General features: G+C 65.7%; 28 protein-coding genes. 14 read left to right on the forward strand and 14 right to left on the reverse strand.

Going from position 1 to position 22,718, the window contains the following annotated elements:
• Positions 1–189: 189 nt before the first annotated feature.
• Complete coding sequence (locus QX135_RS05670; protein WP_316233988.1) at positions 190–594, reverse strand: nuclear transport factor 2 family protein; 405 nt, start codon at positions 592–594, stop codon at positions 190–192.
• A 136-nt stretch (positions 595–730) separates the two neighbouring features.
• Here QX135_RS05670 and QX135_RS05675 point away from each other — a divergent pair, with 136 nt between their 5' ends.
• Positions 731–2,347: a flavin monoamine oxidase family protein gene (locus QX135_RS05675; protein WP_316233989.1), complete on the forward strand. Its 1,617-nt coding sequence runs from the start codon at positions 731–733 to the stop codon at positions 2,345–2,347.
• 25 nt (positions 2,348–2,372) lie between these two features.
• Positions 2,373–4,091, forward strand: a complete 1,719-nt coding sequence (locus QX135_RS05680) for an ATP-binding protein (protein WP_316233990.1) — start codon at positions 2,373–2,375, stop codon at positions 4,089–4,091.
• A 5-nt stretch (positions 4,092–4,096) separates the two neighbouring features.
• Here the strand turns inward: QX135_RS05680 and QX135_RS05685 are convergent, their stop codons facing one another.
• Positions 4,097–4,750: a glutathione S-transferase family protein gene (locus tag QX135_RS05685; protein ID WP_316233991.1), complete on the reverse strand. Its 654-nt coding sequence runs from the start codon at positions 4,748–4,750 to the stop codon at positions 4,097–4,099.
• 182 nt (positions 4,751–4,932) lie between these two features.
• Between QX135_RS05685 and QX135_RS05690 the strand changes: the two genes are divergently transcribed.
• On the forward strand, positions 4,933–5,376 hold the full coding sequence (locus QX135_RS05690) for a Rieske (2Fe-2S) protein (RefSeq protein ID WP_315738451.1): 444 nt from the start codon (positions 4,933–4,935) through the stop codon (positions 5,374–5,376).
• 127 nt (positions 5,377–5,503) lie between these two features.
• Here the strand turns inward: QX135_RS05690 and QX135_RS05695 are convergent, their stop codons facing one another.
• The 7 genes from QX135_RS05695 to QX135_RS05725 all read right to left on the reverse strand — a co-directional run bounded on the left by QX135_RS05695 (position 5,504) and on the right by QX135_RS05725 (position 11,457).
• Positions 5,504–5,743, reverse strand: a complete 240-nt coding sequence (locus QX135_RS05695) for a hypothetical protein (RefSeq protein ID WP_315738450.1) — start codon at positions 5,741–5,743, stop codon at positions 5,504–5,506.
• A 22-nt stretch (positions 5,744–5,765) separates the two neighbouring features.
• Positions 5,766–6,080, reverse strand: a complete 315-nt coding sequence (locus tag QX135_RS05700; RefSeq protein WP_316233992.1) for a hypothetical protein — start codon at positions 6,078–6,080, stop codon at positions 5,766–5,768.
• Positions 6,077–6,820 carry an ankyrin repeat domain-containing protein gene (locus QX135_RS05705; protein WP_316234020.1) on the reverse strand — a complete coding sequence of 248 codons (744 nt, stop codon included), beginning with the start codon at positions 6,818–6,820 and terminating at the stop codon, positions 6,077–6,079. Before QX135_RS05705 ends, QX135_RS05700 begins: the two co-directional genes overlap by 4 nt.
• Before the next feature lie 65 nt (positions 6,821–6,885).
• Positions 6,886–8,529, reverse strand: a complete 1,644-nt coding sequence (locus tag QX135_RS05710; RefSeq protein WP_315811766.1) for a nitroreductase family protein — start codon at positions 8,527–8,529, stop codon at positions 6,886–6,888.
• Positions 8,530–8,792: 263 nt separating this feature from the next.
• Positions 8,793–8,996, reverse strand: a complete 204-nt coding sequence (locus tag QX135_RS05715) for a hypothetical protein (RefSeq protein ID WP_315738447.1) — start codon at positions 8,994–8,996, stop codon at positions 8,793–8,795.
• 4 nt (positions 8,997–9,000) lie between these two features.
• On the reverse strand, positions 9,001–9,963 hold the full coding sequence (locus QX135_RS05720) for a PDR/VanB family oxidoreductase (RefSeq protein WP_316233993.1): 963 nt from the start codon (positions 9,961–9,963) through the stop codon (positions 9,001–9,003).
• A gap of 213 nt (positions 9,964–10,176) precedes the next feature.
• Complete coding sequence (locus QX135_RS05725; RefSeq protein WP_315772068.1) at positions 10,177–11,457, reverse strand: gallate dioxygenase; 1,281 nt, start codon at positions 11,455–11,457, stop codon at positions 10,177–10,179.
• Positions 11,458–11,592: 135 nt separating this feature from the next.
• Between QX135_RS05725 and QX135_RS05730 the strand changes: the two genes are divergently transcribed.
• Positions 11,593–12,513, forward strand: a complete 921-nt coding sequence (locus QX135_RS05730; protein ID WP_316176934.1) for a LysR family transcriptional regulator — start codon at positions 11,593–11,595, stop codon at positions 12,511–12,513.
• A gap of 19 nt (positions 12,514–12,532) precedes the next feature.
• Here the strand turns inward: QX135_RS05730 and QX135_RS05735 are convergent, their stop codons facing one another.
• The 5 genes from QX135_RS05735 to QX135_RS05755 all read right to left on the reverse strand — a co-directional run bounded on the left by QX135_RS05735 (position 12,533) and on the right by QX135_RS05755 (position 15,423).
• Entirely contained in the window at positions 12,533–12,904 is a 372-nt protein-coding gene (locus QX135_RS05735; RefSeq protein WP_315796782.1) for a signal transduction histidine kinase, read from the reverse strand.
• Positions 12,895–13,701, reverse strand: coding sequence for a sensor histidine kinase (locus QX135_RS05740; RefSeq protein ID WP_316176932.1), 807 nt, complete (start codon positions 13,699–13,701; stop codon positions 12,895–12,897). The genes QX135_RS05735 and QX135_RS05740 overlap by 10 nt, the downstream gene beginning before the upstream one ends.
• A gap of 72 nt (positions 13,702–13,773) precedes the next feature.
• Positions 13,774–14,139 (reverse strand): hypothetical protein, encoded by a 366-nt coding sequence (locus QX135_RS05745; RefSeq protein ID WP_315738441.1) that lies wholly within the window; start codon positions 14,137–14,139, stop codon positions 13,774–13,776.
• A gap of 304 nt (positions 14,140–14,443) precedes the next feature.
• Complete coding sequence (locus QX135_RS05750; RefSeq protein WP_315738440.1) at positions 14,444–14,752, reverse strand: hypothetical protein; 309 nt, start codon at positions 14,750–14,752, stop codon at positions 14,444–14,446.
• Between the two features lie 191 nt (positions 14,753–14,943).
• A complete protein-coding gene (locus QX135_RS05755) occupies positions 14,944–15,423 on the reverse strand; it encodes a VOC family protein (protein WP_315796785.1) in 480 nt (159 codons plus the stop codon).
• A 269-nt stretch (positions 15,424–15,692) separates the two neighbouring features.
• On the opposite strand from QX135_RS05755, the gene QX135_RS05760 reads away from it, so the two are divergent.
• From QX135_RS05760 to QX135_RS05805, 10 genes are all read left to right on the forward strand, one after another.
• The gene (locus QX135_RS05760; protein ID WP_315772079.1) at positions 15,693–15,935 is read left to right on the forward strand and encodes a hypothetical protein; all 243 of its coding nucleotides are present in this window, start codon (positions 15,693–15,695) and stop codon (positions 15,933–15,935) included.
• Positions 15,936–16,078: 143 nt separating this feature from the next.
• Positions 16,079–16,423 (forward strand): hypothetical protein, encoded by a 345-nt coding sequence (locus QX135_RS05765; RefSeq protein ID WP_315772081.1) that lies wholly within the window; start codon positions 16,079–16,081, stop codon positions 16,421–16,423.
• Positions 16,424–16,443: 20 nt separating this feature from the next.
• The gene (locus QX135_RS05770) at positions 16,444–17,016 is read left to right on the forward strand and encodes a TlpA disulfide reductase family protein (protein ID WP_315772083.1); all 573 of its coding nucleotides are present in this window, start codon (positions 16,444–16,446) and stop codon (positions 17,014–17,016) included.
• Positions 17,017–17,144: 128 nt separating this feature from the next.
• Positions 17,145–17,492, forward strand: a complete 348-nt coding sequence (locus QX135_RS05775) for a DUF2282 domain-containing protein (RefSeq protein WP_315738435.1) — start codon at positions 17,145–17,147, stop codon at positions 17,490–17,492.
• A 53-nt stretch (positions 17,493–17,545) separates the two neighbouring features.
• The gene (locus tag QX135_RS05780; protein WP_316176929.1) at positions 17,546–18,415 is read left to right on the forward strand and encodes a DUF692 domain-containing protein; all 870 of its coding nucleotides are present in this window, start codon (positions 17,546–17,548) and stop codon (positions 18,413–18,415) included.
• Positions 18,415–19,200 carry a DNA-binding domain-containing protein gene (locus QX135_RS05785; RefSeq protein WP_315811776.1) on the forward strand — a complete coding sequence of 262 codons (786 nt, stop codon included), beginning with the start codon at positions 18,415–18,417 and terminating at the stop codon, positions 19,198–19,200. Before QX135_RS05780 ends, QX135_RS05785 begins: the two co-directional genes overlap by 1 nt.
• Positions 19,197–19,703, forward strand: coding sequence for a DoxX family protein (locus tag QX135_RS05790; protein ID WP_316176926.1), 507 nt, complete (start codon positions 19,197–19,199; stop codon positions 19,701–19,703). The genes QX135_RS05785 and QX135_RS05790 overlap by 4 nt, the downstream gene beginning before the upstream one ends.
• A complete protein-coding gene (locus QX135_RS05795) occupies positions 19,693–20,325 on the forward strand; it encodes a sigma-70 family RNA polymerase sigma factor (protein WP_316176925.1) in 633 nt (210 codons plus the stop codon). The genes QX135_RS05790 and QX135_RS05795 overlap by 11 nt, the downstream gene beginning before the upstream one ends.
• Positions 20,322–20,990: a DUF1109 domain-containing protein gene (locus tag QX135_RS05800; protein ID WP_315738430.1), complete on the forward strand. Its 669-nt coding sequence runs from the start codon at positions 20,322–20,324 to the stop codon at positions 20,988–20,990. The genes QX135_RS05795 and QX135_RS05800 overlap by 4 nt, the downstream gene beginning before the upstream one ends.
• 153 nt (positions 20,991–21,143) lie before the next feature.
• Positions 21,144–21,812, forward strand: a complete 669-nt coding sequence (locus QX135_RS05805; RefSeq protein WP_316176923.1) for a hypothetical protein — start codon at positions 21,144–21,146, stop codon at positions 21,810–21,812.
• Positions 21,813–22,718 lie beyond the last annotated feature (906 nt).

Consider the following 22,718-nt stretch of genomic DNA (forward strand, 5'->3'; position numbering starts at 1 on the left):
AGATAGGCGGTCAGAACGCGTGCCATCCCTGTCTCCCGTCGGCATCTGCACGTTGCTGGTCGCAGCCTGCGCAGATCGCCTTGCGTGGAGACGGACATTCGACCCGAATCCGACGCGACGAAAATCAACAATCCCCGACATTGCTGCCGGTCAGGGAGGGTAGATCAAATTTCGTGCCAGATGCGGCGATCAGTGGAGACGATGGCCGTCGGCGTCGTGTTCCGGCGTCGCGAGCTGCGCGATCGGGCTGGATTGGTGGTGGATCATCCGCCAGGCGCCGTCGATGCGCGCGAAGTGATTGGCCGCCGCGAGCGCCGCGCCGTCGACCAGCTCGATGCAGAGCACGTGGCCATGATCGCCGTTGGCGATCGCGTGCGGGTCCGCGCAGACGATGTTCGGCCGGCCTGGGTTGGCGAGGATGTCGCGCCAGCTGCCGATCACGGCGGCGCGGCCGACGATCGCCGGCCAGCCCGGATGAATGCAGGAGATGCCGTCGCGATCGGCCCAGAGGGCAACGAGTGCCGCGAAATCGCCGGCCGTGAAGGCAGCATAGAAGGCCGCATTGGCGGCCAGGATCTCGCGCTCGTCGCTCATTGTGATGGCGTGAGCCAAGCTGGTGCGAAAATCAAGCAATGTTTGGAAACGCACATCCCCTGGTGCGCAAAAACTTGCAAGCTTCTTGCAGGACCCGGTCGAGACGCGATCGCAACGCATCAGCCGAGGTCCTGCCATGCTCGAAACGGCCATTGTCGGAGGTGGATTGTGCGGAATGGCACTCGCGCGCAGCCTGCAGCAGCGCGGCAGCACGTTCGCTTTGTTCGAAGCCCGACATCGCCTGGGCGGACGTGTGCTGTCGGTCAGGAGCAAGGCGGGGCTTGCGCTGGACCTCGGCCCGACCTGGTTCTGGCCGGACACCCAGCCGCTGCTGACCGGCCTGATCGCGGAGCTCGGCCTGTCCGACTTTGCCCAGCACGATGACGGCACGGTTCTTCATCTGAAGGAGGCGGACAAGTCGGCCGAGCAGATCGGCGGGCCGCCGGTCCACCAGGGCGCGCGCCGGCTCTCCGGCGGCATGACGAAGCTGGTCGAGGCGCTGGCGCGTGATCTGCCGCAGCCCTGCATCCATCTCGGCCATGAGCTGGTGCGCATCGTCGATTGCGGCACGCATGTGCGGCTGATCTTTGCCACATCAACGGAATCGGTCGCGATCGAGGCCAAGCGCGCCGTGCTCGCGCTGCCGCCGCGGCTGCTGATCGATCACGTCGGCTTCTTTCCCGAGCTGGACGACGCGACCTTCGATGCGATGCGCGGTGCCGAGACCTGGATGGCGGCGCAGGCCAAGGTCGTGATCGCCTACGACCAGGCGCATTGGCGCGACCAGGGCCGGTCCGGCAATGCGTTCGTCAGCCACGAGCAGGCCGTGATCGGCGAGATCTTCGACGCCTGCGATGCCGGCGGCGACCGTGCTGCGCTCGGCGGCTTCCTCGCCTTCTCGCCCGATCTGCGCGCGACCTTCAGTGTCGGGCTGCCGCTGCTGATGGACAGCCAGATGGTGCAGCTGTTCGGCTCCGCGCTGGAAGGCGGCGAGCAGCACTATCAGGACTGGGCGGCCGAGCGCTTCACCTGCAGCGCATTGGATCGCACCACGCCGCGCGGCGAGCACAGCGAGATCGCCAATCCGATGCTGCGGCGGGCGCTATGGGACGGGCGGCTGCACCTCGGTGGCGCCGAGACCGCAAGCCACGCGGCCGGCTATCTCGAAGGTGCCCTGAACGCCGCCAAGCGCATCGAGCGTGCGATGGCCCGGAGCATGGGCGAGATCGCCGGGCCGCGGCCGGCCGTGGCGATCGGCGACGGGCTGTCGGGCAACGCAGCGAGCCTCGCCTGGTTCGGCGCCTGGGTCGCCGCGCAGCGTGATGCCGCGTTCGACGATTATCGGCAGCGGCTCAACCGCAGCCTCGCTACGCAGCAGCGCGAGCAACTGACCCAGCTCGCTGTTCTCGGAGCCACCGAGGGGGTGTTCGCGGCGGCGCTGCAGGTGCTGGACGCACTGACCTTCGACATGCGCGACGTCGCCGTCGAACGCGGGCGCTCCGCCCTGATGCCGGAGATCCAGAAACCGTTCCGCGATGTCATGCAGTCGCTGCTCGACGATGCCATAGCCTTCAATCGCACTTCCTGTGCGCTGTCGAACTTTCCGTTCGAGCACAAGCCGTCGAAGGACTACGTGCAGACGATCCTGCGCGACATCGCCGCCGCCTGGCAGGAGTTCTCGCTCGCCGCCAACCGCCTGCTGCTGGCAAAGGCGGAAGACGTGACGCGCACGCCGACGAGAATGTCGTCGTGAGTCCGACAGCGTCGAGGTGCGACCGATGAAGGCGCAGATCGAACGTCCGACCATCCTGGCGATGGCGGCGGCCTTCCCGCGTCTGGCCTCGTTGACGGAGCAGCTGCGTTTCGGCGACAAGGTCGAGGTCAATATGGCGCAACTCGCGACCGCCGAGCTCGACTTCCTGCGCGACAGCTACCAGAAGGCCGGTCCCGAATGGCACGCCCGTGCGGCGCAGATCGCCACCCTGCAGCGCGCCTTTGCCGATTCCGGCGCCCGGTTCTCCGAGCACGAACTGGAATCGGTGCTGCCGGCGATTGCGCGCTACCTGATCTCGGACGCCATCCGCGGTTGGATGTTCACGGCCAACGTCGCCAGCCGGCCGCTGCCCTATGTCGTGACGCGACTCGACTACACCGCACCGTCGAATGACGAGGCCGGCCGCGTCTTCATCGAGCTCAAGGCCAACGCCAAGGGCGCGATCACCACGTCCACCCTGCGCATCTCCGCCGGCGACATCGTCGGCAGGACGGTCGCCGAAATCTTCGCCGCCAAGGGCTTCCTCAAGGAAACACCCGAGCTGATATCCGCCTATGACGAGACGGCCGAGCGCTATTTCGCCTGGCGCGGCCGCTACGGAGCGCAGTTCTCCGGCCGAGGCATCGGCTTCTTTGCCGATGATCCGAACTCCTCGCATCGCGATATGGACTGGTCGCGCAAGGACGTGATCGTGCTGTCGTCCGGCGGCGGCAGCGCGCGGCTCGTCAACGACGAAGGCATTCTCACCGAGCGGGCGCTGACGCTCGAGGTCACGGGCGACATACTCGGGCAGTACCTGCGCAAGGCTGCCAAGAGCAATCTCTATGACGCCGAGCAGGAGGTCGAAGAATCCAGGGCGGCGATCCCGAAGGGCATCTTCTGCCGCATTCCCGTCCATCCCTATATGCTGATGTTCCATCTCGACCTGCACCATTATCTCTGGGTGCATGCCGACGACATGGTGCCCTACGCCTATCAGCCCGAGCTCAAGCAGAAGCTGGTGCTGCCGGAGGAGCAGACCGACCTGATCGACATCCTCACTGCCGAGATGGACCTCTTGATGGACGACATCGTCGCCGGCAAGTCCGGCGGCACCACCGTGCTTTGCGCGGGGCCGCCCGGCGTCGGCAAGACGCTGACGGCGGAAGTCTACGCTGAGATCATCGGCCGGCCGCTGTACCGCGTGCATTCCGGTCAGCTCGGGCTGAACGTCGCGGCGATGGAGAGTGCGCTGAAGGATGCGCTGACGCGCGCGCAGCGTTGGGGCGCGGTCATGCTGATCGACGAGGCCGACGTCTACATCAAGCGGCGCGAGGACGACATGACGATGAATGCCGTCGTCGGCGTATTCCTGCGTGTGCTGGAATATTTCAACGGGCTCTTGTTCCTGACCACCAATCGCATCGACGACATCGATGAAGCGATCGTGTCGCGCTGCATCGCGCTGATCAAGTTCCAGGCGCCGGACGCGCAAGCGCGCGGCCGGATCTGGCGGGTGATGTGCGCGCAGTTCGGCTTGAACGTCGATGCCGGCTTGGTGGAGCTGCTGGTGGACACGTTCCCAGGCGCGTCAGGCCGCGACATCAAGGGGCTGGCCAAGCTGGTCGCCAAATATTGCCACCACAAGAGCGTCCGCCCGACCATCGAGGTCTTCCGCCGCTGCGCCATCTTCCGCGGCATCGATCTTGGCGACCACGAGCTGCTGCCGGAGGCCGCGGAGTAGATCGGCTACAACTGGCTGGCTTGCCCCAAGGTCGCCGGATTGTACCCTTCCTCGCGCAGCACCCGCTGCACGACCGGGCGCGCGAGCATGCGGCGGTAGTGCGCGAGCAGGTTGGCCGGCAGCGCAATGCCGGTCTTGTCGGCCCAGAACTCGACATAGAACAGGATCGGATCGGCGACCGAGAATTCGCCGCCGAGATGGGACTGCCCGTCGAGCATCTTGTTCAGGATGGCAAAGCCCTTCACGACGATGTTGCGGCCGAGCGCGCGCACCGACTCCTGGTCGGCCTCGCTGCGGCTGAAGGTCGGCGTGGCGAAGATGCGCGCGAAGCCGTGGCCATGCACCGTTCCGGCAATGTAGCTCATGGCTTCGAGCAGCCGCGTTTCGGTCTCGATATCCGAAGGCCACAATCTGGCGCGCGGCCTGGAGCGGCCGAGCCAATAGGCAATCGCCGGCACCTCCGTCAGCACGCTGCCGTCGCTGCGCACCAGCGCCGGAATCGTCGATTTCGGGTTGATGGCCACATAGTCCGGTTTGAAATTGTCGCCGGCCGGCAGGTTGACGATATAGGCCTCGAACACCTCCTCGAGCTCTTCCAGAATGATGTGGATGCCGGTCGAGCACGATCCCGGCGTCATGTAGAATTTGATCGCGGCCATCATTGTCTCCAAGCCGACATCGCGCGTGTCTTCGATGCCTACGGCATGCTTCATGCAAGGATCGGGACAGATCGAGAATGATGCGCCGTGGCTCGACACGTCGGGCTGCTGCCGTCAGGTTTGCGACAGGAGACGTCATCGCGGTCCCGTAGCTCCGTCGCGCCGGTCAGGGAGCGCCGCGCATGACGGAACGTGAGCCGGAAATCTTCGTGATCTGTCCGACCGCCGGCATCGCGCCGGGTGAAGCCAAGGCGTTCAGCCTGTCGCGGATCGGCGACAATGGCGAGGCGCGGCCGTTTCCTATCGTGATCATCCACACTGTGTCCGGTGGCTTTGTCGGCTACGTCAACTGCTGCCCACATGAGGGCAAATGGCTGAACATCGGTAGCGGCCAGTTCTTCAATCCGGATCGGACGCTGCTGCGCTGCGGACGGCATGGCGCAACGTTCGAGATCGACACCGGGCTGTGCAACGCCGGTGCCTGCGCAGGGCAGAGCCTGGAGCCGATTGCGCTCGCTGTCATCGACGGCGAGGTCTGCCTGTGCGGTGTCGCGCTGGTGGAAGATATTCCCGACCCGTTCGACGACCTCGACGAGACCATGGAGATCATGATCCACCCGGATTGACGGATGGGGTTTCCAACGTCATTGCGAGGAGCGAAGCGACGAAGCAATCCAGAATCCTACCTGAGCCCTGGATTGCTTCCGCTTCGCTCGCAATGACACTCACTACGTGATCTCGTTCGGCGGACCCTCAGAACCCATCCGCCTTCTTGCCCCAGGGATGGGTGCCGGATACAAGCTGTGCCTTGATGCCGGCCTTGTCGACATCGGCCCGGGTTCTGAAAAAGGTCGCCTCGTGCACCAGCGTGCCGTTCTTGGTCGTCACCGCGACATAGCGCGCGACAGTGTCGATGTCGCACAGATATCCGCCGCCGGGATCGGCGGCACTGCGCAGGTTGCCATCCCAGTCCACGAAGAATCCTTCACTCATCTCTTTCTCCAACCTCGTTCAGTCAGGTCTCGGGCTGATCGGCGACGAGCTGCGCATAGGCGCTCTCGACGATGGCCCGGCAATGCAGCAGGCGCTGATGCTCGGCCTTGCCGATGCTCACCGTCTCGCCATGATCGTCGGCTGCAGCCGTCGCCGCCTGCAGCGCATCGAACAGCGCCTTCTCGAGCTGGTAGATGCGCTCGCTGGCGCGTTCCAGATAAGGAATGGGATTGGCGCGGACATTGGCCTCGTGCAGCGCATCGAGGCTGAGCAGCGTCCGGAAGCGGCGCTCGACCTGGCGCTGCTGCATGCCGAAATCGTGCTCGATGACGGTCACGGTCGGACCTCGGGCGCGGGCGCCTTTGAAGCCGCCGCCTTGGCCGCATTCCGCAGCAGGTTCAGGCATTCGAGCGAAGCGGCCATGTCGAGCGCGGAAAAGCCGTCGAGCGTCTCGGTGCGGATGTCCGCGCCCTTGGCCAGGAGATGCGCGACCACATCGGCCTTGCCGGAGGAGGACGCATACATCAGCGCTGTCGCACCATTGTCGTTGCTGTTGTCGAGATCGATGCCGGCCTCGACCAGCGCGTCGATGGCGTCGAGATGCCGGCCGACGCAGGCGAGCCACAGCGCGTTATTGCCGTCCGCGTTCCTGGCGGCGATGTCGGCGCCGGCAGAGAGCAGCTCGCGGATGACGCCGACATTGCCGAGATGCGCCGCCTTCATCAGCGGCGTGGTCCGATTGGCGATGATGGCGTCGATGTCGTCAGCGGGAAAGCCCTGGGCGGCGAGCCACGCCGCCAGGGCCGGACTGACGTTCGCCGCGCCGCTCCGCGCGGGACAACGCTGGCGCCACGCCTCATAGCCGCCGTCGAGGCTATAGACCTCAGTGAAGCCGAAATCGGAGAAGGTCTGCGCGTAGTCCTGGCTGGCGTTGCCGTGATAGCAGTAGATCAGGATCGGCGCGCGCCTGCTTGTGCCGGCGATCATCTCGGCGAGATTGCGCTGGGTGAGATGCCGCGCGCCGGCCATATGCGCGGTGTCGAACGAGGCGGTGTCGCGGACGTCGAAGCGCAGCACATCGTCGCGCTGCAGCAGCTCGGCTGCGTGGTCGACATCGATGCGCTGAAACGGAATACGCGGTCTCATGGCAGGACTCCCGCTTCATTGCGCGTTCGGCCGGGATAGGCCGCCAGCGTCGTGATGCGATCATCGGTCAGGGGACGGCCGACCGTGAAGTGATAGAGCACCTGGAACTGCTCTCCGACCACGCCGAGCATCTCGTGCACGGAGTCGTCGAAGAAGCAGCCGATGCCGGTGCCGCGCAGGCCCGCCGCCTCGGCTTCGAGGTAGAGCACGTGGCCGATCAGGCCAGCCTCCCAATGCAGTTGCCGATAGCGCCACGGATGGTCGCTGACGGCCGGCGTGAACTCGGCGAGCATCGCCATCGCAAAGCAGCCGTCGCCCGCGATCGCCTGGTGACAGCTAGCGGTGCGGATCACGCCGCGGCTGTCGGTCGGCAGCAGCCGGAACAACGGCAGATGATCAGGCACGCGCTCGACCGGCTGCCAGTCGAAGTCGGGACGCAGCGCGCGCCGCAGGCTGGTCTCCGCCTCGCTGCCGCGCGGCAGCGCATAGAGCCCGGGCGTGAGCCCCTCGACGCGATGGACGAATAGCAGCGGATGCAGCCGCGACGCGAACGGCCAGATGGTCCATGGCGGCGTAGCGCGCGGCAGCAGCGCGTCGAGAAGGTGAAGCAACGTTGCGAGATCCATCGTGAACCTGGCGTCGAAGCGTTGCGCGCTGCGACGACCGAGAATGAGCTCGGCCGCGCGCGCCTGTGATTGCCGCGTCAGCGGCGGGCACCGCCACGGAATGGAGATCGCATCCTGCGCCGCGCCGGCCGTGGCCGCGCTCACCTCGGGGATGATGGGCCAGCGGTAGAGCGGATGGCGATCGAGCCGGTTCGCCTGACCTTTCCACGTGTCGTCGATCGTGGCGAGTGATGGCAAACCGGCAGGCGACCGCGAGCTCGCATCGCGCGGCGCGATCGCGAGCAGCACATCGGCATTCTCGGTCTCGACGCCGGCGAAATCATCCGCGCGATCGAGTCCCATCAGCGCCGCGAGCCTCGCGCTGTCGATGCCGTCGATCACGCGCGCGTACCAGCCGAGCGCAGCGGCGGCGTAGCTGACGGCGCCGATCGCATGTCCGAGGTCGAGCTGGCAGTAGCGGAACGCGCGCTCGCCATATTTCCACGCCTCGCGCCAATGGATCGAGGACAGCGCGAGCCATAGCCGCGGCTCGCCATGCGATGGCCTGCCGCGGCGGCAACGTTGCTCCAGCACGTGATCGCGGCTGACATAGTGATGAAGACCGTCGCTGAGCCCTGTCACATTCTCCGCGATGACATAGGCCTCGGTCGGATGCAGATTGCCGCTGGAGGGATTGCAGCGCAGCGCCCAGCGGTCAGGGCCGTACTCCTTCCAGGCCGCCAGCCCGAACGACAATTCCAGCAGCAGCGCGACGCCGTCGATCGTCAACGGCTGGACCGGCGCCGTGGCGTCGCAGGCATCGGCGAAGCTCACGGCGAGACGGTCCGAGGTCAGCGGCAGATCGGTGCGCGGGCTGCCGGCGAACTCGCGGAACGGATTGGGCTGCGCGTCCCAGTCCAGCGTCTCCGGCCCCGCCGCATAGCGCTTGAGGCTGTGCTTGGTGCGGGCGTGATAGGCCAACGCGATGTCGGCGGCGGCTGGAACGTCCGCCGTGCCGGACTGTGACACGGACATGCTTCCTCACAAGGCGCGACCTGCGCGTTCGCGCATGTTGGACGGTCGCTTGGTGACTGCGTCAGGCGGAGCAAAAAACGTTCCGAACAGCCGCGACTGCCTCCCCGTCGTTATGAGCCCGTTGGGCGCAGGCCCGGAATCCATAACCACGGCTGGTGGATATGGATTTCGGGCTTGCCGCTGCGCGTCGCCCCGGAATGACGCGCCGACACAGCGTGTCCGATTCTGAACAGCGCGATCAGAACTGTCCGCTTCTCGACATATCAATGCCGGTGCGTGGTGCCCGATGCGCTGTCGTCGATCAGCACGGCGACCTTGGCCGCGATCGACAGCCACGCCCGATGCGCGGCGATCTTGTGGCCGAGCCTGAAGCCGTCGGCCATGCGGGCCGCGAACGCAGGCCCGTCGGTCCCATGCTGTTGCGCGATGATCCACGCGGTCTGCCACAGATCGGTCTCGGTCGTCACGGTGCTAGAGATCCAGCACCAGCCGGTCGCCCTTGCCGCGCGATACACAAGGCAGGAAGTAACCTTCGGCACGTTGCGCCGCCGACAGGCGCTTGTCGCGATGGTCGACCTCGCCCTCGACGACCCTGGTCTTGCAGGTGCCGCATAGGCCCTGCTCGCAGGAGGTCGCGATCTTGACGCCGTTCTCCTCGAGGAACGCGGTCACGGTCTTGTCGCCGGGGATCTTGAAGGTCGCGCCGGTGCTCTTGATGGTGACGTCGAACACCTTGTCGAGCAGTGCCGCGGCCGCCTTCGCGGTGAAGCGCTCGACATGGATGCGCTCCTCGGCAAATCCCTTCTGCTTGGCCAGCGCGACGATCGGATCCATCCACCAGTCGACGCCGCAGATGAACAGCTGGGTGTCGTCGGGCCGGTCGGCCAGCAGCTCGGCGGCCTTCAGCAGCTGATTGTCCTCGGTGGCTTCCTTGTAGTATGTCGTATCTTCGGCGAAGGCCGAGGCCTCGATGGTGCTACGGAACGAATCCGGCGACATCAGCGCGAACACGTAGTGCAGCTCGAACGGGATGTTCTTCGCCTTGAGCGTGTCCGCGATCGACAGGATCGGCGTGACGCCGATGCCGCGCGCCACGAGCAGCGCGCGCTTGGTGTCCTTCGGGATCTTGAAGCGGTTGCGTGGGCGGCTGACCTGCAGCTTGTCGCCTTCGTTGATATCGAGATGCAGCGCCTTGGAGCCGCCGCGGCTGTTGGCATCCTTCCACACGCCGATGCAGTAGCGATTGCGTTCGGCGGCGCTGTTCAGCAGCGAATATTGCCGTGTGAGTCCGTTCGGCAGGGTGACGTCGATATGGCTGCCGGGGGTGAAGCCCGGCAGCGGCTGATCGTCCGCCGGGACAAGTTCGAATGAGGCCATGTTGTGCGCCTCGATGGCCTTCCTGGCCACGACGACGGTGTGCAGGCTGTCGGACATCTGACAACTCCATCTTGCGAACCGGCTCATGAGAGGCCGATGCAAGGGGAGGGCCAAGCGGCGTTCGCCGCGGGGCGCGGCGGCTTTTCCGCTTGTGCACGCTGCGACGAGCGCAAGGTCCTGGAGCGCTGGGCCAAGGCGCGCGGCATCAACGCCGGAGACATGACCTGCGTCGCCGCTGCGGGGCGGCGGCGCCGGTCGTCCGTGCCGATGTCAATGGGCGTCGATCGCGTCCGCCTTGGCGCCGCCGGCGACGGAGTAGCGCATCGGCACCTTGCGGGTCTTCAGAAAGGCTTCCAGCGTCTCGCCGCGAAACGCCGCATAGACCTCCGGGTTGGAGACGCCGATCACGGCGGCCATCTTCTCCAGCACGAAGAAGCTGACGCCGCGTCGGATCATCTCGATCCAGCGGCGGTTCTTGATGAGCTCGCGCTCCTCGTCCGTGAGACGGTGCTCGTCCGCCAGTGCGTCGAATTCCTCAACGAATCTCTTGCGATGCGCGGGGATGACGAGCCGGTGCAGGAAGTCGTTGATGCGGAAATTGGCCTGGCTGCGGCCATGGGTGAACGGGTAGGTGCCGGTCAGCATCTCCGCGCCCGCGAGTTCATGGCCGATGTGTGCGCGATAGGCCGCGACCTCCTGCGGGTCGGGCGCGCCGCCGAGATCCTCGAACACCAGCGTGGCGATGTTGGTCACCGACGGCGCGTAGGTCTGTTTGTGCACGAGCCTCACACTGTCCGAGAGCGCACCGCGCATGATCAGCCACATGATGACCTCGGCGCCTTCCATGCCGCCCTTGACCGCGTAGTCGGCGATGCGCATCGCCGTCAGCTGCTCCGGGTCGTTCTCCAGCAGATCGAGGAATTCGTTGTCCCAGTCTTCGTTGAGAAAGCCCGCGCGCTCGCCATGCACCTGATGCGACAGCCCGCCGGTGGCGAAGATGGCGACCTTCAGATCCTCCGGATAGCTCTCGATCGCCTTGCGCAGCGTCTTGCCGAGCTTCCACATCCGCTTCGCATTGGGAATCGGCAATTGCAGCACGCCGACTTGCAGCGGCACCACCATGCCCGGCCACGGGCCGCTGGCATCGCCCATCATCGACAGCGGCGACAACAGGCCGTGATCGACCGGCTTGCCCTGGAAGAACGACATGTCGAACTCGTCCGCCATCATCGCCATCGCGATGTGCTGCGACAGGCCGAGGTGGCCCTTCGCCGGCGGCACGTCGCGCGGTCCGCCGCCTTCGTCGGCGGCGATATACCGGTCGTCAATGCCGAGCGCGAAGGCGGAGTAGTGATCGAAGAAGAACGAGGTGATGTGATCGTTGTAGATCATGAACAGGACGTCGATGTCCTTCTGCTTCACCCAGTCGCGCACGACTGCGAAGCCGTCGAAGATCGGCTTCCAGGCCGGGTCGTTCTGCTTGTTGGTGTCGAGTGCGAAGCCGATGGTGGGCGAGTGCGAGGCGCCGATGCCGCCGATGATCCGGGCCAAGTGTCCCTCCGCGAAATGGGCCGCCGTGGACTGTGACCCGCGGCCGTGCTGGGACGGACCTTACGAAGTTTCCCATGCTAGACAATCATGCTAACGTGCACGGATCGTTTCTCTCGATGAACGAGCGGCTCTAGGATGAAATGGCGGATCGAGGACATTCCGGTGTTCCATGCGGTGGTCGCGACCGGCGGCATGACCGGCGCCTCGCGGTCGCTGGGCATGCCGAAATCCTCGGTCAGCAAATCGGTCGCCCGGCTCGAGCAGGATCTCGGCATCCGGCTGTTCGACCGCAACTCGCGGCGCGTCCGGGTGACCCGTGAGGGCGAGCTGTTCTTCCAGCAATGTCAGAAGATCCTGGATCAGGTCTCTGAGGCCGACGCGGTCATGACCGGGCTGGTCGGCGTGCCCAGCGGCCGACTGTCCGTGGCGCTGCCGCCGGCATTCTGCGAGGAGATCCTGGCGCCGCAGCTCGCCGAATTCCACCGCCGCTATCCGCGCATCGAGCTCGATGTCGAGGCGACCACGCGGGCGATCGACATGCTGGCCGACCGCTTCGACATCGCGGTCGTGGTCGGCGTGCAGGAGAATTCCGAACTGGCGCAGAAGGTGCTGATCGGCGGCCGCCTGATCTGGGTGACCAGCCCCGCTTATCTCGCCGCGCACGACATCGGCGAGGACGTCCGCGCGCTGGAGCGCCATCTCATGATCTGCGAGCGGCGCTATGGCGATCGCACCCTGATGATCAAGCAGCACGGCCATCTCGTCCGCTTCGACGTCGGTGCGCATGTCGCCCGCATCAACAATCCGCTGGCGGTACGCCGCGCCGTCGCCCATGGCGCCGGCATTTCCTTTCTGCCGGAGCACTATTGCGTCGAGCTGATCGGCGAGGGCCGGCTGGTCGAGATCGGCAGGGGGGTCGTGTTCGACACCCGCGCCGCCCAGCTGACCGCGATCTTTCCGAGCCGCAAGCTGATCTCCTCGCGCGCCCGTGCCTTCCTCGACTTCCTCGAGGAGATCTGCACCGCGTCCGCGCACACCCTGATCGGTCAGACCTGAGGTGCGCCGTCCGCCTGTCTCACGCAAGCCGATGGAACGACGGCGGCAATGGCTCTCGCACCAGCTCGCTCAGATCGAGCGTTTCACCGCTGTCGGCGATATCCGAGAACAACACCTCGATGAAGGGATGCTGACGGTTGGATGCGGCGCCGCGCCGATATTTCCTGCTCACGATCCGCTCGATCGCAGCAAGGTTCAATTGTCCCAGCGCATTGTATTGGACACGAAACAGGCTCTGCCGGCCGCCCGTGTGCTCGATCGACTCGGCCCAGATGTCCATCACCTTGCGGCTGACGAAGGCCTCGACGCCGACGGCGCCATCCTGGGCGAGCAGGCGCAATCCGTCCATCGTGTGCGGCTGCTCATCGACGCTAAATTGGCTCAGCGACATCGGAGATCCCTTTCTGTTGCGTGCATCGGCGGTCTCACGGGAGAGTCGAGAACGGCGATCGGCGCGTCGAACGTGTAGGAGAGCCCTGACGGCGCATAGGTCAACTGAACCTCGCCGCCGAGCTGCACGCCGAGCGTTTCGATCAGCCGGGTTCCGAAGCTTCGGCTGGCGGGCTGTTGAACGACCGGGCCGTTTCTTTCGGTCCAGGCGAAGCGGACCCGGCGTTGGTCGACGGTCCACAGCAGATCGACGCGTCCTTCCGGCACGGACAGCGCACCGAACTTCAGGGCGTTCGTGCACAGCTCGTTGAGCGTCATCGCGATGGCGATGACGGCATCCGGCGTCACCAGCACGTCGGGCCCGGTGATCGCAAAGCGTGAGTCGTCGGGCGTGTCGAAGGCCTGGACGGACGTACGGATCACCGTGCGGAGATCGCCGCTGGACAATTTCGCTTGCAGGAGGAGATCGTGTGCCCGTCCGAGGGCCAGGAGCCGCCCGGAGATGGCATGCTGTGCATCCTTGGTCGCCGGCACGTTGCGGAGGCTCTGGGAGACGATGGCGGTGACGGTCGCGAGCGTATTCTTGATGCGATGGTGCAGCTCCTCAAGAATGAGCTTTTGCAGCCTGCTCGCCGTCTCGCGTTCTCTCGCCTCGATTTCGGCCTGCTCGGACCGGGTCTTGGCATTGCTCTCGGCCTCGACGAGCAGGCGCTTCAGCCCGATGATTTCCGTCAGCAGAAAGTCGGGATCCACGACCGTGCCGTGAGGAGGCTCTGTGGTGAGGTTGATCTCGAGCATTGGCTGACTGTCCTTGTACCGGATGCCGCCCTCGGAGGGCACGATGGTACGCAGGAGCAGGCCGCCCCAGCGTCACTTCGTTCGCGAGCGGACACTTCCGTTGAAATGCCCGAGTATCTCGGCGGCGTTTGCGAGGATGGTCGCCTTCCTGATCGCGGCAGCGCGCTCGCCGCCCTGCTGCATCAGGCCCGCCGTCTCCAACGCATTCTCCGCCCTGGTGGCGAGTGTGGCGTGCAGCGATGACCGCTCTCGCTTGGCCGGCTCGGAGGGCTTGTCGGGGTGAACTGGCGCAAGCGCCCCGCTGCGAACGGCGGCCACCGGATCAGAATCGCGGCGACGATCAGCAGCCCAAAGAATGGCGGCGCCAGGAGCGGTCGCACCAACCACGCGCGCACTGGACGTGGTGGTGTTCGAAGAGGTGTTCGAAGTTTTCGACATGCTGTCCGCCTTCTGGTCGCAGCGGGAGCGCATGGCTCTCAGTCACCGATGGCAGCCGGGGGACGCGCGGTGATCATCAACATATGGTGTGCGCGCGCGCAATAGCGAGGTCCGGCCGAAACTATTTGTCGCGAGGATCTGGTCGCCGCCATCGCCTGAAGCGAGAGCGAGTCTGGCCTGACGGCTCATCCGACGTTCGTAGCATCGTTGCATCGACATGCGAACGTCGGACGCCTGGCTCATTTGTGGATCATGTGCAGTTCTGATCGCGATGCCTTGGCATGGAGTCAGAACGTCGGACGTGTTATCGGCCGATTCCGACGCTCACGCCGGGCGCGCGGATGCCGATGCCGTCACGATCTTCATAGCCACGCCCTTCATAGTCACGCCGCTCGTGCCGGCCATAGCCGTAGGCGCCGCGGTCTTCGCGGATGATGACACGGCGTTCGCGGCTTTGGCGCCAGCAGCGGCCGTTCTCGTTGCAGACCAGGCGAACCTGCTGGATGCTGCTCTCCGGGAGGACCGATATACTGGCCGTGAGCGGGGCAGCGGAGGCGGCTGCAGCCATCAATGTGCTCGCGGCTACTGCGAGAGTGATCGTAAGAATCTTCATGGTGATGAGATGTCTCCGGGTGGGGGGATTGCGTCATGGAACCAATCTGCTGGCAATCCCATGGTTCCCCAGGCGGCGTCATTTGTTTCGTCCCGAGGCTCTGGCGTCGAACGGCAGCCTGCGCGCCATCGCGGCGGCAGCCTGTGCCCGTGACGCCGGAGCGCGGCGATGCTGCGCTCCGGCTGGCAAGGTCATCCCCGCCGCGCCGCCTCGATGGCGGCGACGTCGATCTTCTTCATCGTCATCATCGCGGCGAACACGCGCTTGGCCTCGGCTCCGCCGGCCGCCATCGCGTCGGTGAGTGCGCGCGGCGTGATCTGCCAGGAGATGCCCCATTTGTCCTTGCACCAGCCGCATTGGCTTTCCTGGCCGCCATGGCCGACGATGGCATTCCAATAGCGGTCCGTCTCCGCCTGATCGTCGGTGGCGATCTGGAACGAGAACGATTCGTTGTGGGTGAACGCGGGGCCGCCATTGAGGCCGAGACAGGGGATGCCACACACCGTGAATTGCACTGTCAGCACGTCGCCGGCCTTGCCGGACGGATAGTCGCCCGGCGCGCGGTGCACGGAGGCCACGTGGCTGTCGGGAAACACCTCGGCATAGAACCGCGCGGCCGCCTCGGCGTCCTTGTCGAACCACAGGCAGATCGTGTTTTTGTTCGTCGGCATCGCAGGGGTCCTCTCCGGTCCGGGTGCAGGCCACGCTTCAACCTTGGATAGGCGGCCATTTGGGAGTGCTCAAGCCAGCTCGTATCGATACGGCTGACCCAAGGACGGTCCGCATGCGCACATGCCGACACGACGGCCGGCGTTTCCAGCAGATTTTTTTCAGGTGGTCTGCAGCGGGTCGGTTCCGCCAACGGTTGTGGTCTTGGCGCAGTCATATCGTATAGACTTGTGAGGCTTGCCGCCGCGGGTCCAGCCGCAGGGGGAATTGCATGAAAGCCATCACGCCGTCCGTGATATCGGACGCGCTCGTCCTGCTGGCATTCGTTTTCGCAGCCGGGAGCGCCGCCGCGGCGGCCGGGTTCGCCTGCGTCGCGAAGATGTCGCAGCAGCTCACGCCGGCCAATCTGGAGAATCTGATCACGCGAACCTGCCTTCATCTCGTTCCGCTCGTGATCGGCGACGCTGTCGATCGGGCAGGGCGTGTGATCTCGATCCGGATTCGTCAGCCGTGAGGCCAGTCGAGGCTCGGGCCGCCGTAGCCGGATTTGCGCCGCGGATATCTGCTCCGCCGTGACAAGCTGCCAGGTAACCTTTCCAGGTCCGCGATCGAACCGTCGGAACGACATGGTCCGGAGCGGTCAGCGGAGGTATCCGATTGCAAATCACACGCCCGCGCATCGTGCGCATCACGCACCGGCCGAGCGGCGAGGTGATTGCCGAGGGGCCGGTCGGACTCTGGGGCATCACGCCGTTCGAAGGAAATCTCTACATCCGGCGGCGTTACCTGAAGACGGGCCATCTTCGGCTGAACTGGATCCCCGGGCTGTGCATCTACAAGTTCTTGTACGTTTGGCTGGACCTTCGGCTTCCGGATGGCCGGCGTGAGCCGTCGATCGGCTGGCTGTACTGGCTACCCAATCCGCTGTTCTTCTTCATCGCATTCCGTCCCGCCGTGCCGCAGTCGTCGCCCGTTCTCGTCGTCGAGGAGGTGACGGAATGAGCGTGGCGAGCCGGCGCGATGTGACCGGCGGCCTGCTGTCGGTCCTCATGGCGGGCGCGGGATCCGCCCTGGCTGCGCCGCCTCACGATGACGTGCCGGCCTTCGCGGACGGGCGCCATCAGCTCATCTTGCTGCGGCCGCAACAGAGCCTGCCGCCGGTGAGGCTGTTTCGCCTCGAGGGCGGGACGCTCGATCTGGCCGCGCTGCGCGGCGCGCCGATCCTGCTGAACTTCTTCGCCTCATGGTGCGCGGCCTGCCGCACCGAACTGCCGGTGCTGGATCAACTCGCGCGCAGCGTCGCCCATGATCGCCTGCAGGTCGTCGCGGTGTCCGAAGACCGGAGCGATCGCGACCGTGTCGGTCGTTTCGTCGGGTCGCTTGGGCTGAAGACGCTGCCGATCTGCCTCGATCCGAACGGATATGTGGCCCAGCAGGGCGACGGCAGCGGCAGGACCGCGCCGTTCATCCTCCATGGAATGCCGATCACCTACCTGATCTCCGCTTCGGGCCTCGTCATCGGATACCTCCAGGGCGCCGCCGATTGGTCGTCGTCGGCGGCCGCCGATCTATTCGTCTATCTCAGGCGCAATTGAGGGACGCCATCTCGAACGCGGCGACGTAACCTTCCGCCGCATCCGAGCGAACCAATGTGCAGGCGTGCCGATGGCCGCCAGACGCCTGCAATGTCCGCAGGCTGAACCCTGAGAATGGAGGAACACGCATGTCCAATCGCACGCTGTCCGCAATGATTGTCGGCGCATTCGCGGTCGCCGCCGGCACGCTTGCCGTGACGTCCGCCTCGGCGGAGATGATGGCCAAGGGCGACATGGAAAAGATGATGAAGGCCAAGCAGGCCGAGACCATGAAGGCCATGAAGGACGGCAAGATGGAGAAGTGCTTCGGCGTCGCGCTGAAGGGCCAGAACGATTGCTTCGCAGGCGCCGGCACGACCTGCGCGGGCACGAGCACGGCGGACTATCAGGGCAATGCCTTCAAGCTCGAACCCAAGGGCACCTGCACGACGATGCAGACCCCGAAGGGATCGGGAAGCCTCACGCCGAAGGCCTGATGCCGCGGGCGGGCTGCGCGCGGCCCGCCTCACTTCTTGATCGGAGACTGCACGTGTCACGCCCGCAATTCTCGACGGCTGGAAGGATTCCTGCACGGGCAGGCGTCGGCCTGAAGGCCGAGCACTACCGCTGCATCGTCGAAACATCGCCCGACGTCGGCTTCTTCGAAGTGCATGCCGAGAACTACATGGGCGCGGGCGGACCGCCGCACCGCTACCTCATGGCTATTCGCGAGCGCTATCCGCTGTCGCTTCACGGCGTCGGATTGTCGATCGGCGCCGATCGCCCGCTCGACCAAGCCCATCTCGGCCGCCTCCGCCAATTGATCGCGCGCTACGAGCCCGGATTGTTCTCGGAACACCTCGCGTGGTCGTCGCACGAGTCCGGGTTCTTCAACGATCTGCTTCCGGTCCCTTACACGACGGAAACCCTGAACCGCATCTGCGCCAATATCGACGAGGTGCAGAGCGCGCTCGGCCGCCGCATGCTGCTCGAAAATCCGTCCACCTATGTCGCGTTCGCCGAGAGCAACTGGTCCGAGCCCGCCTTCATTGCCGAGATCGCGCGCCGCACCGGCTGCGGACTCCTGCTCGACGTCAACAACGTGCACGTCGCCGCAACTAATCAGCAGTGGGATCCGTATTCCTATCTCGACGCGTTTCCGCTTGGGCATGTGCTGCAGATCCATCTCGCCGGTCACGCGCGCGAGGCCGACGAGCACGGACAGCCGCTCCTTATCGATACCCATGACCGTCCGGTCGACGACGTGGTCTGGGCGCTGTATGCGCGCGCCATCCGGTCGATCGGCCCCGTGCCGACGCTGGTCGAGTGGGACGCCGAGGTGCCACCCTGGCCGGTGCTCGCGGAAGATGCCAGCCGCGCCGAGGCGATCATGCAGATGCAAGTGACGGAGGTGGCGTGATGCCGCCGCCTGCTGAACGTCTTGGCAGCTTTGCGCGGGCGCTGCTCGACCCCGAGCAGCCGGTGCCCGCCGGTCTGGTCGGGCCGGACGGCACGCCGAGCCGGCGACGGTTCGGCGTCTACCGCAACAACGTCGTGGTCGGCTTGACGGCCACGCTGAAGGACGCCTATCCCGCAGTGCATCGCATCGTCGGAGCGGAGTTCTTCCAGGCCATGGCGCGCCGCTATGTCGTCTCCGAGCTTCCGCGCTCTCCCATCCTGCTCGATTACGGCGCCGGCTTCGCCGCGTTCATCCACGGCTTCGCGCCGGCATCGGCGCTGCCCTATCTGGCGGATGTCGCGCGGATCGAGCGCGCCTGGACGGAGGCCTATCACGCCGCCGAGGCCGGGCCGGTCACACCGGCGGCCTTCGCAGCCGTTGCGCCGGCCGATCTGCCCGGGCTTCGCCTGCGGTTTCATCCGTCGTTGCGGCTCGTCGGCTCATCGTTTCCTGCGCTCACGATTTGGCAGATGAATGCGGCGGGAGGAATTCCTGGCCCTGTAGATCTCGACGCCCGAGAGGCCGCGCTGATCGTTCGTCCGGACGCTGATGTCGTGGTCCGCTCGATCCCCGCGGGCAGCCTCGCTTTCGTCGAGGCCCTCCTGGCTGGCCGATCGGTCCTGACGGCGCTGGAGAATGCGCTGCGCGCCGACGTCCGGTTCGAGCTGGCCGGAACACTCCACGACCTGATCCACAGCGGAGCCGTGATCGGCTTCGACCTCGCGCCGATGGCGGGGACGGCATGAGACCGGCCGCAACCATTCCAGCCCTCGCCGTCGTCGTGCGTGACGTCGCGGATCGGCTCGCTCGGCTGGCGGGGACCGTGGCGCCCCCGGTGCTGCGGATCGCGCTGGCGGTCCCGTTCTTCAGATCCGGCCTGACCAAGTGGGATGGGTTGCTGTCGCTGTCGCCGGCCGCTTCCTATCTGTTCGAGGATGAGTTCAAGCTGCATGTGTTCGGGCAGGCCTACGATTTTCCCTGGCCTACGGCCTTCGCGTTCTTCGATGGCGTGGCCGAGATCGTGCTGCCCGTGCTTCTGGTGGCCGGGCTCGCGACCCGGCTGAGCGCGCTCGGGCTTCTGATGATGACCGCAATCATTCAGCTCGTGGTCCCCGACGGCTGGGCCAATTTTCATCTGCCATGGGCTGCGATGGCCGTTGCGATCATCGCCCTGGGGCCGGGGCCTGTCAGTCTCGATCATCTCGCGGCGTCGTTCGGTCGAAAGGCGGAGGGCGCCGATGAGCGGTGATCCGGGCGGTCCCGCACCGCGGCTGAGGCTCGTCGCGGCCGGCCATCAGGCGCGTGCCGAGGTCAAGCCGGGGCGGCGGGCGCTCGATTGGGCGATCCTGATGGCGCATGCCCAGGAGGGTGACCGCGTCGCCTATCAGCGACTGCTGCAGGAGATCACGCCGTATCTGCGCTCGCTCGCGGCCCGGCGCTGCAACGACCGCAGCGACATCGAGGACGCGGTGCAGGACGTGCTGTTGACCATTCATTCGATCCGCCACACCTATGATCCGACGCGCCCGTTCGCGCCGTGGCTGGTGACCATCGCCAACCGCCGACTGATCGATCGGGTGCGGCGGCAGGTCCGCCAGCGTGGGCGAGAGATCGCGCTGGCGCCGGAGCACGAGATTGCAGCCGAGCCCGAGACCAGTGCGGAGGCGGCCCCTGACCGCCGCGAACTGGAGCGGGCGATCGGCAACCTTCCGCCGGCCCAGCAACAGGCCGTGCGGCTGCTTAAGCTCAAGGAGCTGTCGCTCAGGGAGGCGTCGGCGGCGACCGGAATGTCCACGACCTCCTTGAAAGTCAACATGCACCGCGCTCTGAAGAGCCTTCAGAAACTGCTCATTCCGCGGAACGAGCCATGATCAAGACCGATGACCTGATCGACTCTCTTGCGACCGACATGCGGCCGGTGAGACGGCTGCGGCCGCCGCTGCTGCGCGCCTGCGGCTGGCTGCTGGGAGCAGCCGCCATCGTGGCGTTGCTCGCCGTCAACCAGGGGATCCGTCCGGATCTGGCGCAGCGCCTGCACGATGCGCCCTTCGTCACCAGCCTGCTGGGATCGATCCTGACCGGCGTGCTGGCGGTGATCGCGGCGTTCCTGATCAGTCTTCCCGACCGCTCGCGACTCTGGATGCTCCTGCCGCTGCCGGCGCTTGCGCTCTGGCTGTCCAACATCGGCTATCAGTGTCTGACGGACTGGGTCTCGATCGGTCCCGACGGCATGAGTCCGGGCGAAGCGGCGCGCTGCTTCACGACGCTCGCGGTGACGAGTCTGCCGCTGTCGCTGGCCTTGCTGGTGATGCTGCGCTATGCCGCGCGGCTTCGTCCCACCATGGTCGCTCTGATGGGAAGCCTCGCCGTCTCTGCGATCACGTCGACGGCGCTCGCGCTGTTCCATACCATCGACGCCTCGGTGATGATCCTGATGTGGAACGTCGGAACGGCGGTCCTGCTCATGGGGGTGGCCGCCCTGTTTGGCCGCCGCATGTTCCTTTCGATCGCGCCACGCGTCTTTGCCCAGGACTGAGCTCGCAGTGCTGCGCGCCACGAACATGGGCGGCAGCGGGCGTAACCTTTGTCGCGTTCGAAGCGAACAGCCAGCAGGGCTTCGGCGCGGGCAGGCCCGCCAGGACGCGCATCGCGCGCGTCGACATGCACGCGGCGCCAGGAGAATAGGACGATGCAACGATCGAAGAAACTGATCTCGTGGGCCGGCCCGGTGCTGCTGCTCGCGTCATTCGCTGCCTCCGGCCCCAGCATGGCGGCCGATGCAAGCCATCTGACCTTCGTCACGCATGCTGCATTCTTCTCGGCCGAGACAAAGCAGCCGAAGTCGGTCGATCCCCATGCCTTCGTCGCGGACGCGGCAGCGCCGGTCGCCGTCGGGCCGCAGAACATCTCGCATGTCGCCGGCTTCCGGCCAGCGTTCATCGATCAGGATGCGATGACCGTTGCAATCTCCAATGCCAAGGGAGAGGCGATCGGCTTCACGCTCGGCGACTGGCTGGCGGCGAGCGGCAGCGTGACGCTCACGCCGGCGGCTGGCGGCAAGGTCGAGATTGCCATGAGCTTCGATCATCTGAAGCCGGGCGGCCATTACAGCCTGTTCGAAAACCATTTCGACCAGAAGCCTGTCGGCTTCACGCCGCTCGACGGCACTGCCACGACCAACGACTTCGTGGCCAGCGCAGATGGCAAGGCCAAGCTGACGATCATGGCGCCGCAGCCTCTGACCCACGACAACGCCGTACTGCTCGTCTATCACAGCGACGGTGCGGCTCATGGCGCGCAGCGCGGCGACATCGGCGTCAATGCCCATCATCAGCTGATCGCACGGATTCCGGAATAGGCGGTCAGAGAGCTGGCGCATGATGGCAAGGCCGGCGAGGTGACCCGACGATTCGTAGGCCATTATGCACGGCTGTGGGGGAGGGGGATCGCAGATGGACAAGAGCGCAGTGCTGGCGGCGCCTGCGGCCGTCCTCTGAGACCGCCGCTTGCCGCGGCCCTCGGACCATGAGAGCTCAGCAACGGCTGCAGACATCAACGACGCAAATGCGATCGCTTTGGTCGTTCAGGGGAAAGGCCTTAGGAGCGACCGAACGGCCGAACGATGAGCTTCTCGCGCTGTTTCGGGGGCAGGCGGCCTGCCGATTGGAAAGATTTCGGTTGCGGTTTTTCAGAAACTGTGCTTATGTCGGCGCAACCCGCCTCGAGCAGAGGGACGTACGCGTCGTCACGAACGTGGAGGTGGGCTGCGATGGACGTGATGGCTGTGCCGACGAGCGCAGTGGTTACGTACGGCGAAGTCGTGTGGTCCTGGCCTCTCGACGCTGAGGTCAAGTCCGTGAGCGTTGCTTGACGGCACGCGCGGGCGATGGGGGCAAGAAAGCCGATCCCCAGGGAGAGCACGAAGGACACCGTTAACACCGTCGCGCGGGGAAGGCCGGGTCTGTCCGGCTGTACCTGTGGTACCTGCCGCCTGCATTCTTTTGAGCAGGCGGGCCACGGGCCTCAGCCGAGGTCCGGCCTTCCTCGCGCCCTCTCGTTGTTCAGAGGGACACGAATGCTGCATCACCCGGGCACGACGTGCCGCGGGATGAAAGATGCTTATCACTTCGCCTCCGTGATGAGGCCGAAGGTGTCGACATTTACTCAACTGTCGTCCCGGACAAGCGCGCAACGCGCGCGCCGATCCGGGATCCATAACCCCAAGGAGATGTGCGAGGCACGATGGTCGACCATTCTCGCCCAG

Origin of the sequence: Bradyrhizobium sp. SZCCHNR1098, from assembly GCF_032489375.1 — a bacterium.
GTDB lineage: Bacteria > Pseudomonadota > Alphaproteobacteria > Rhizobiales > Xanthobacteraceae > Bradyrhizobium.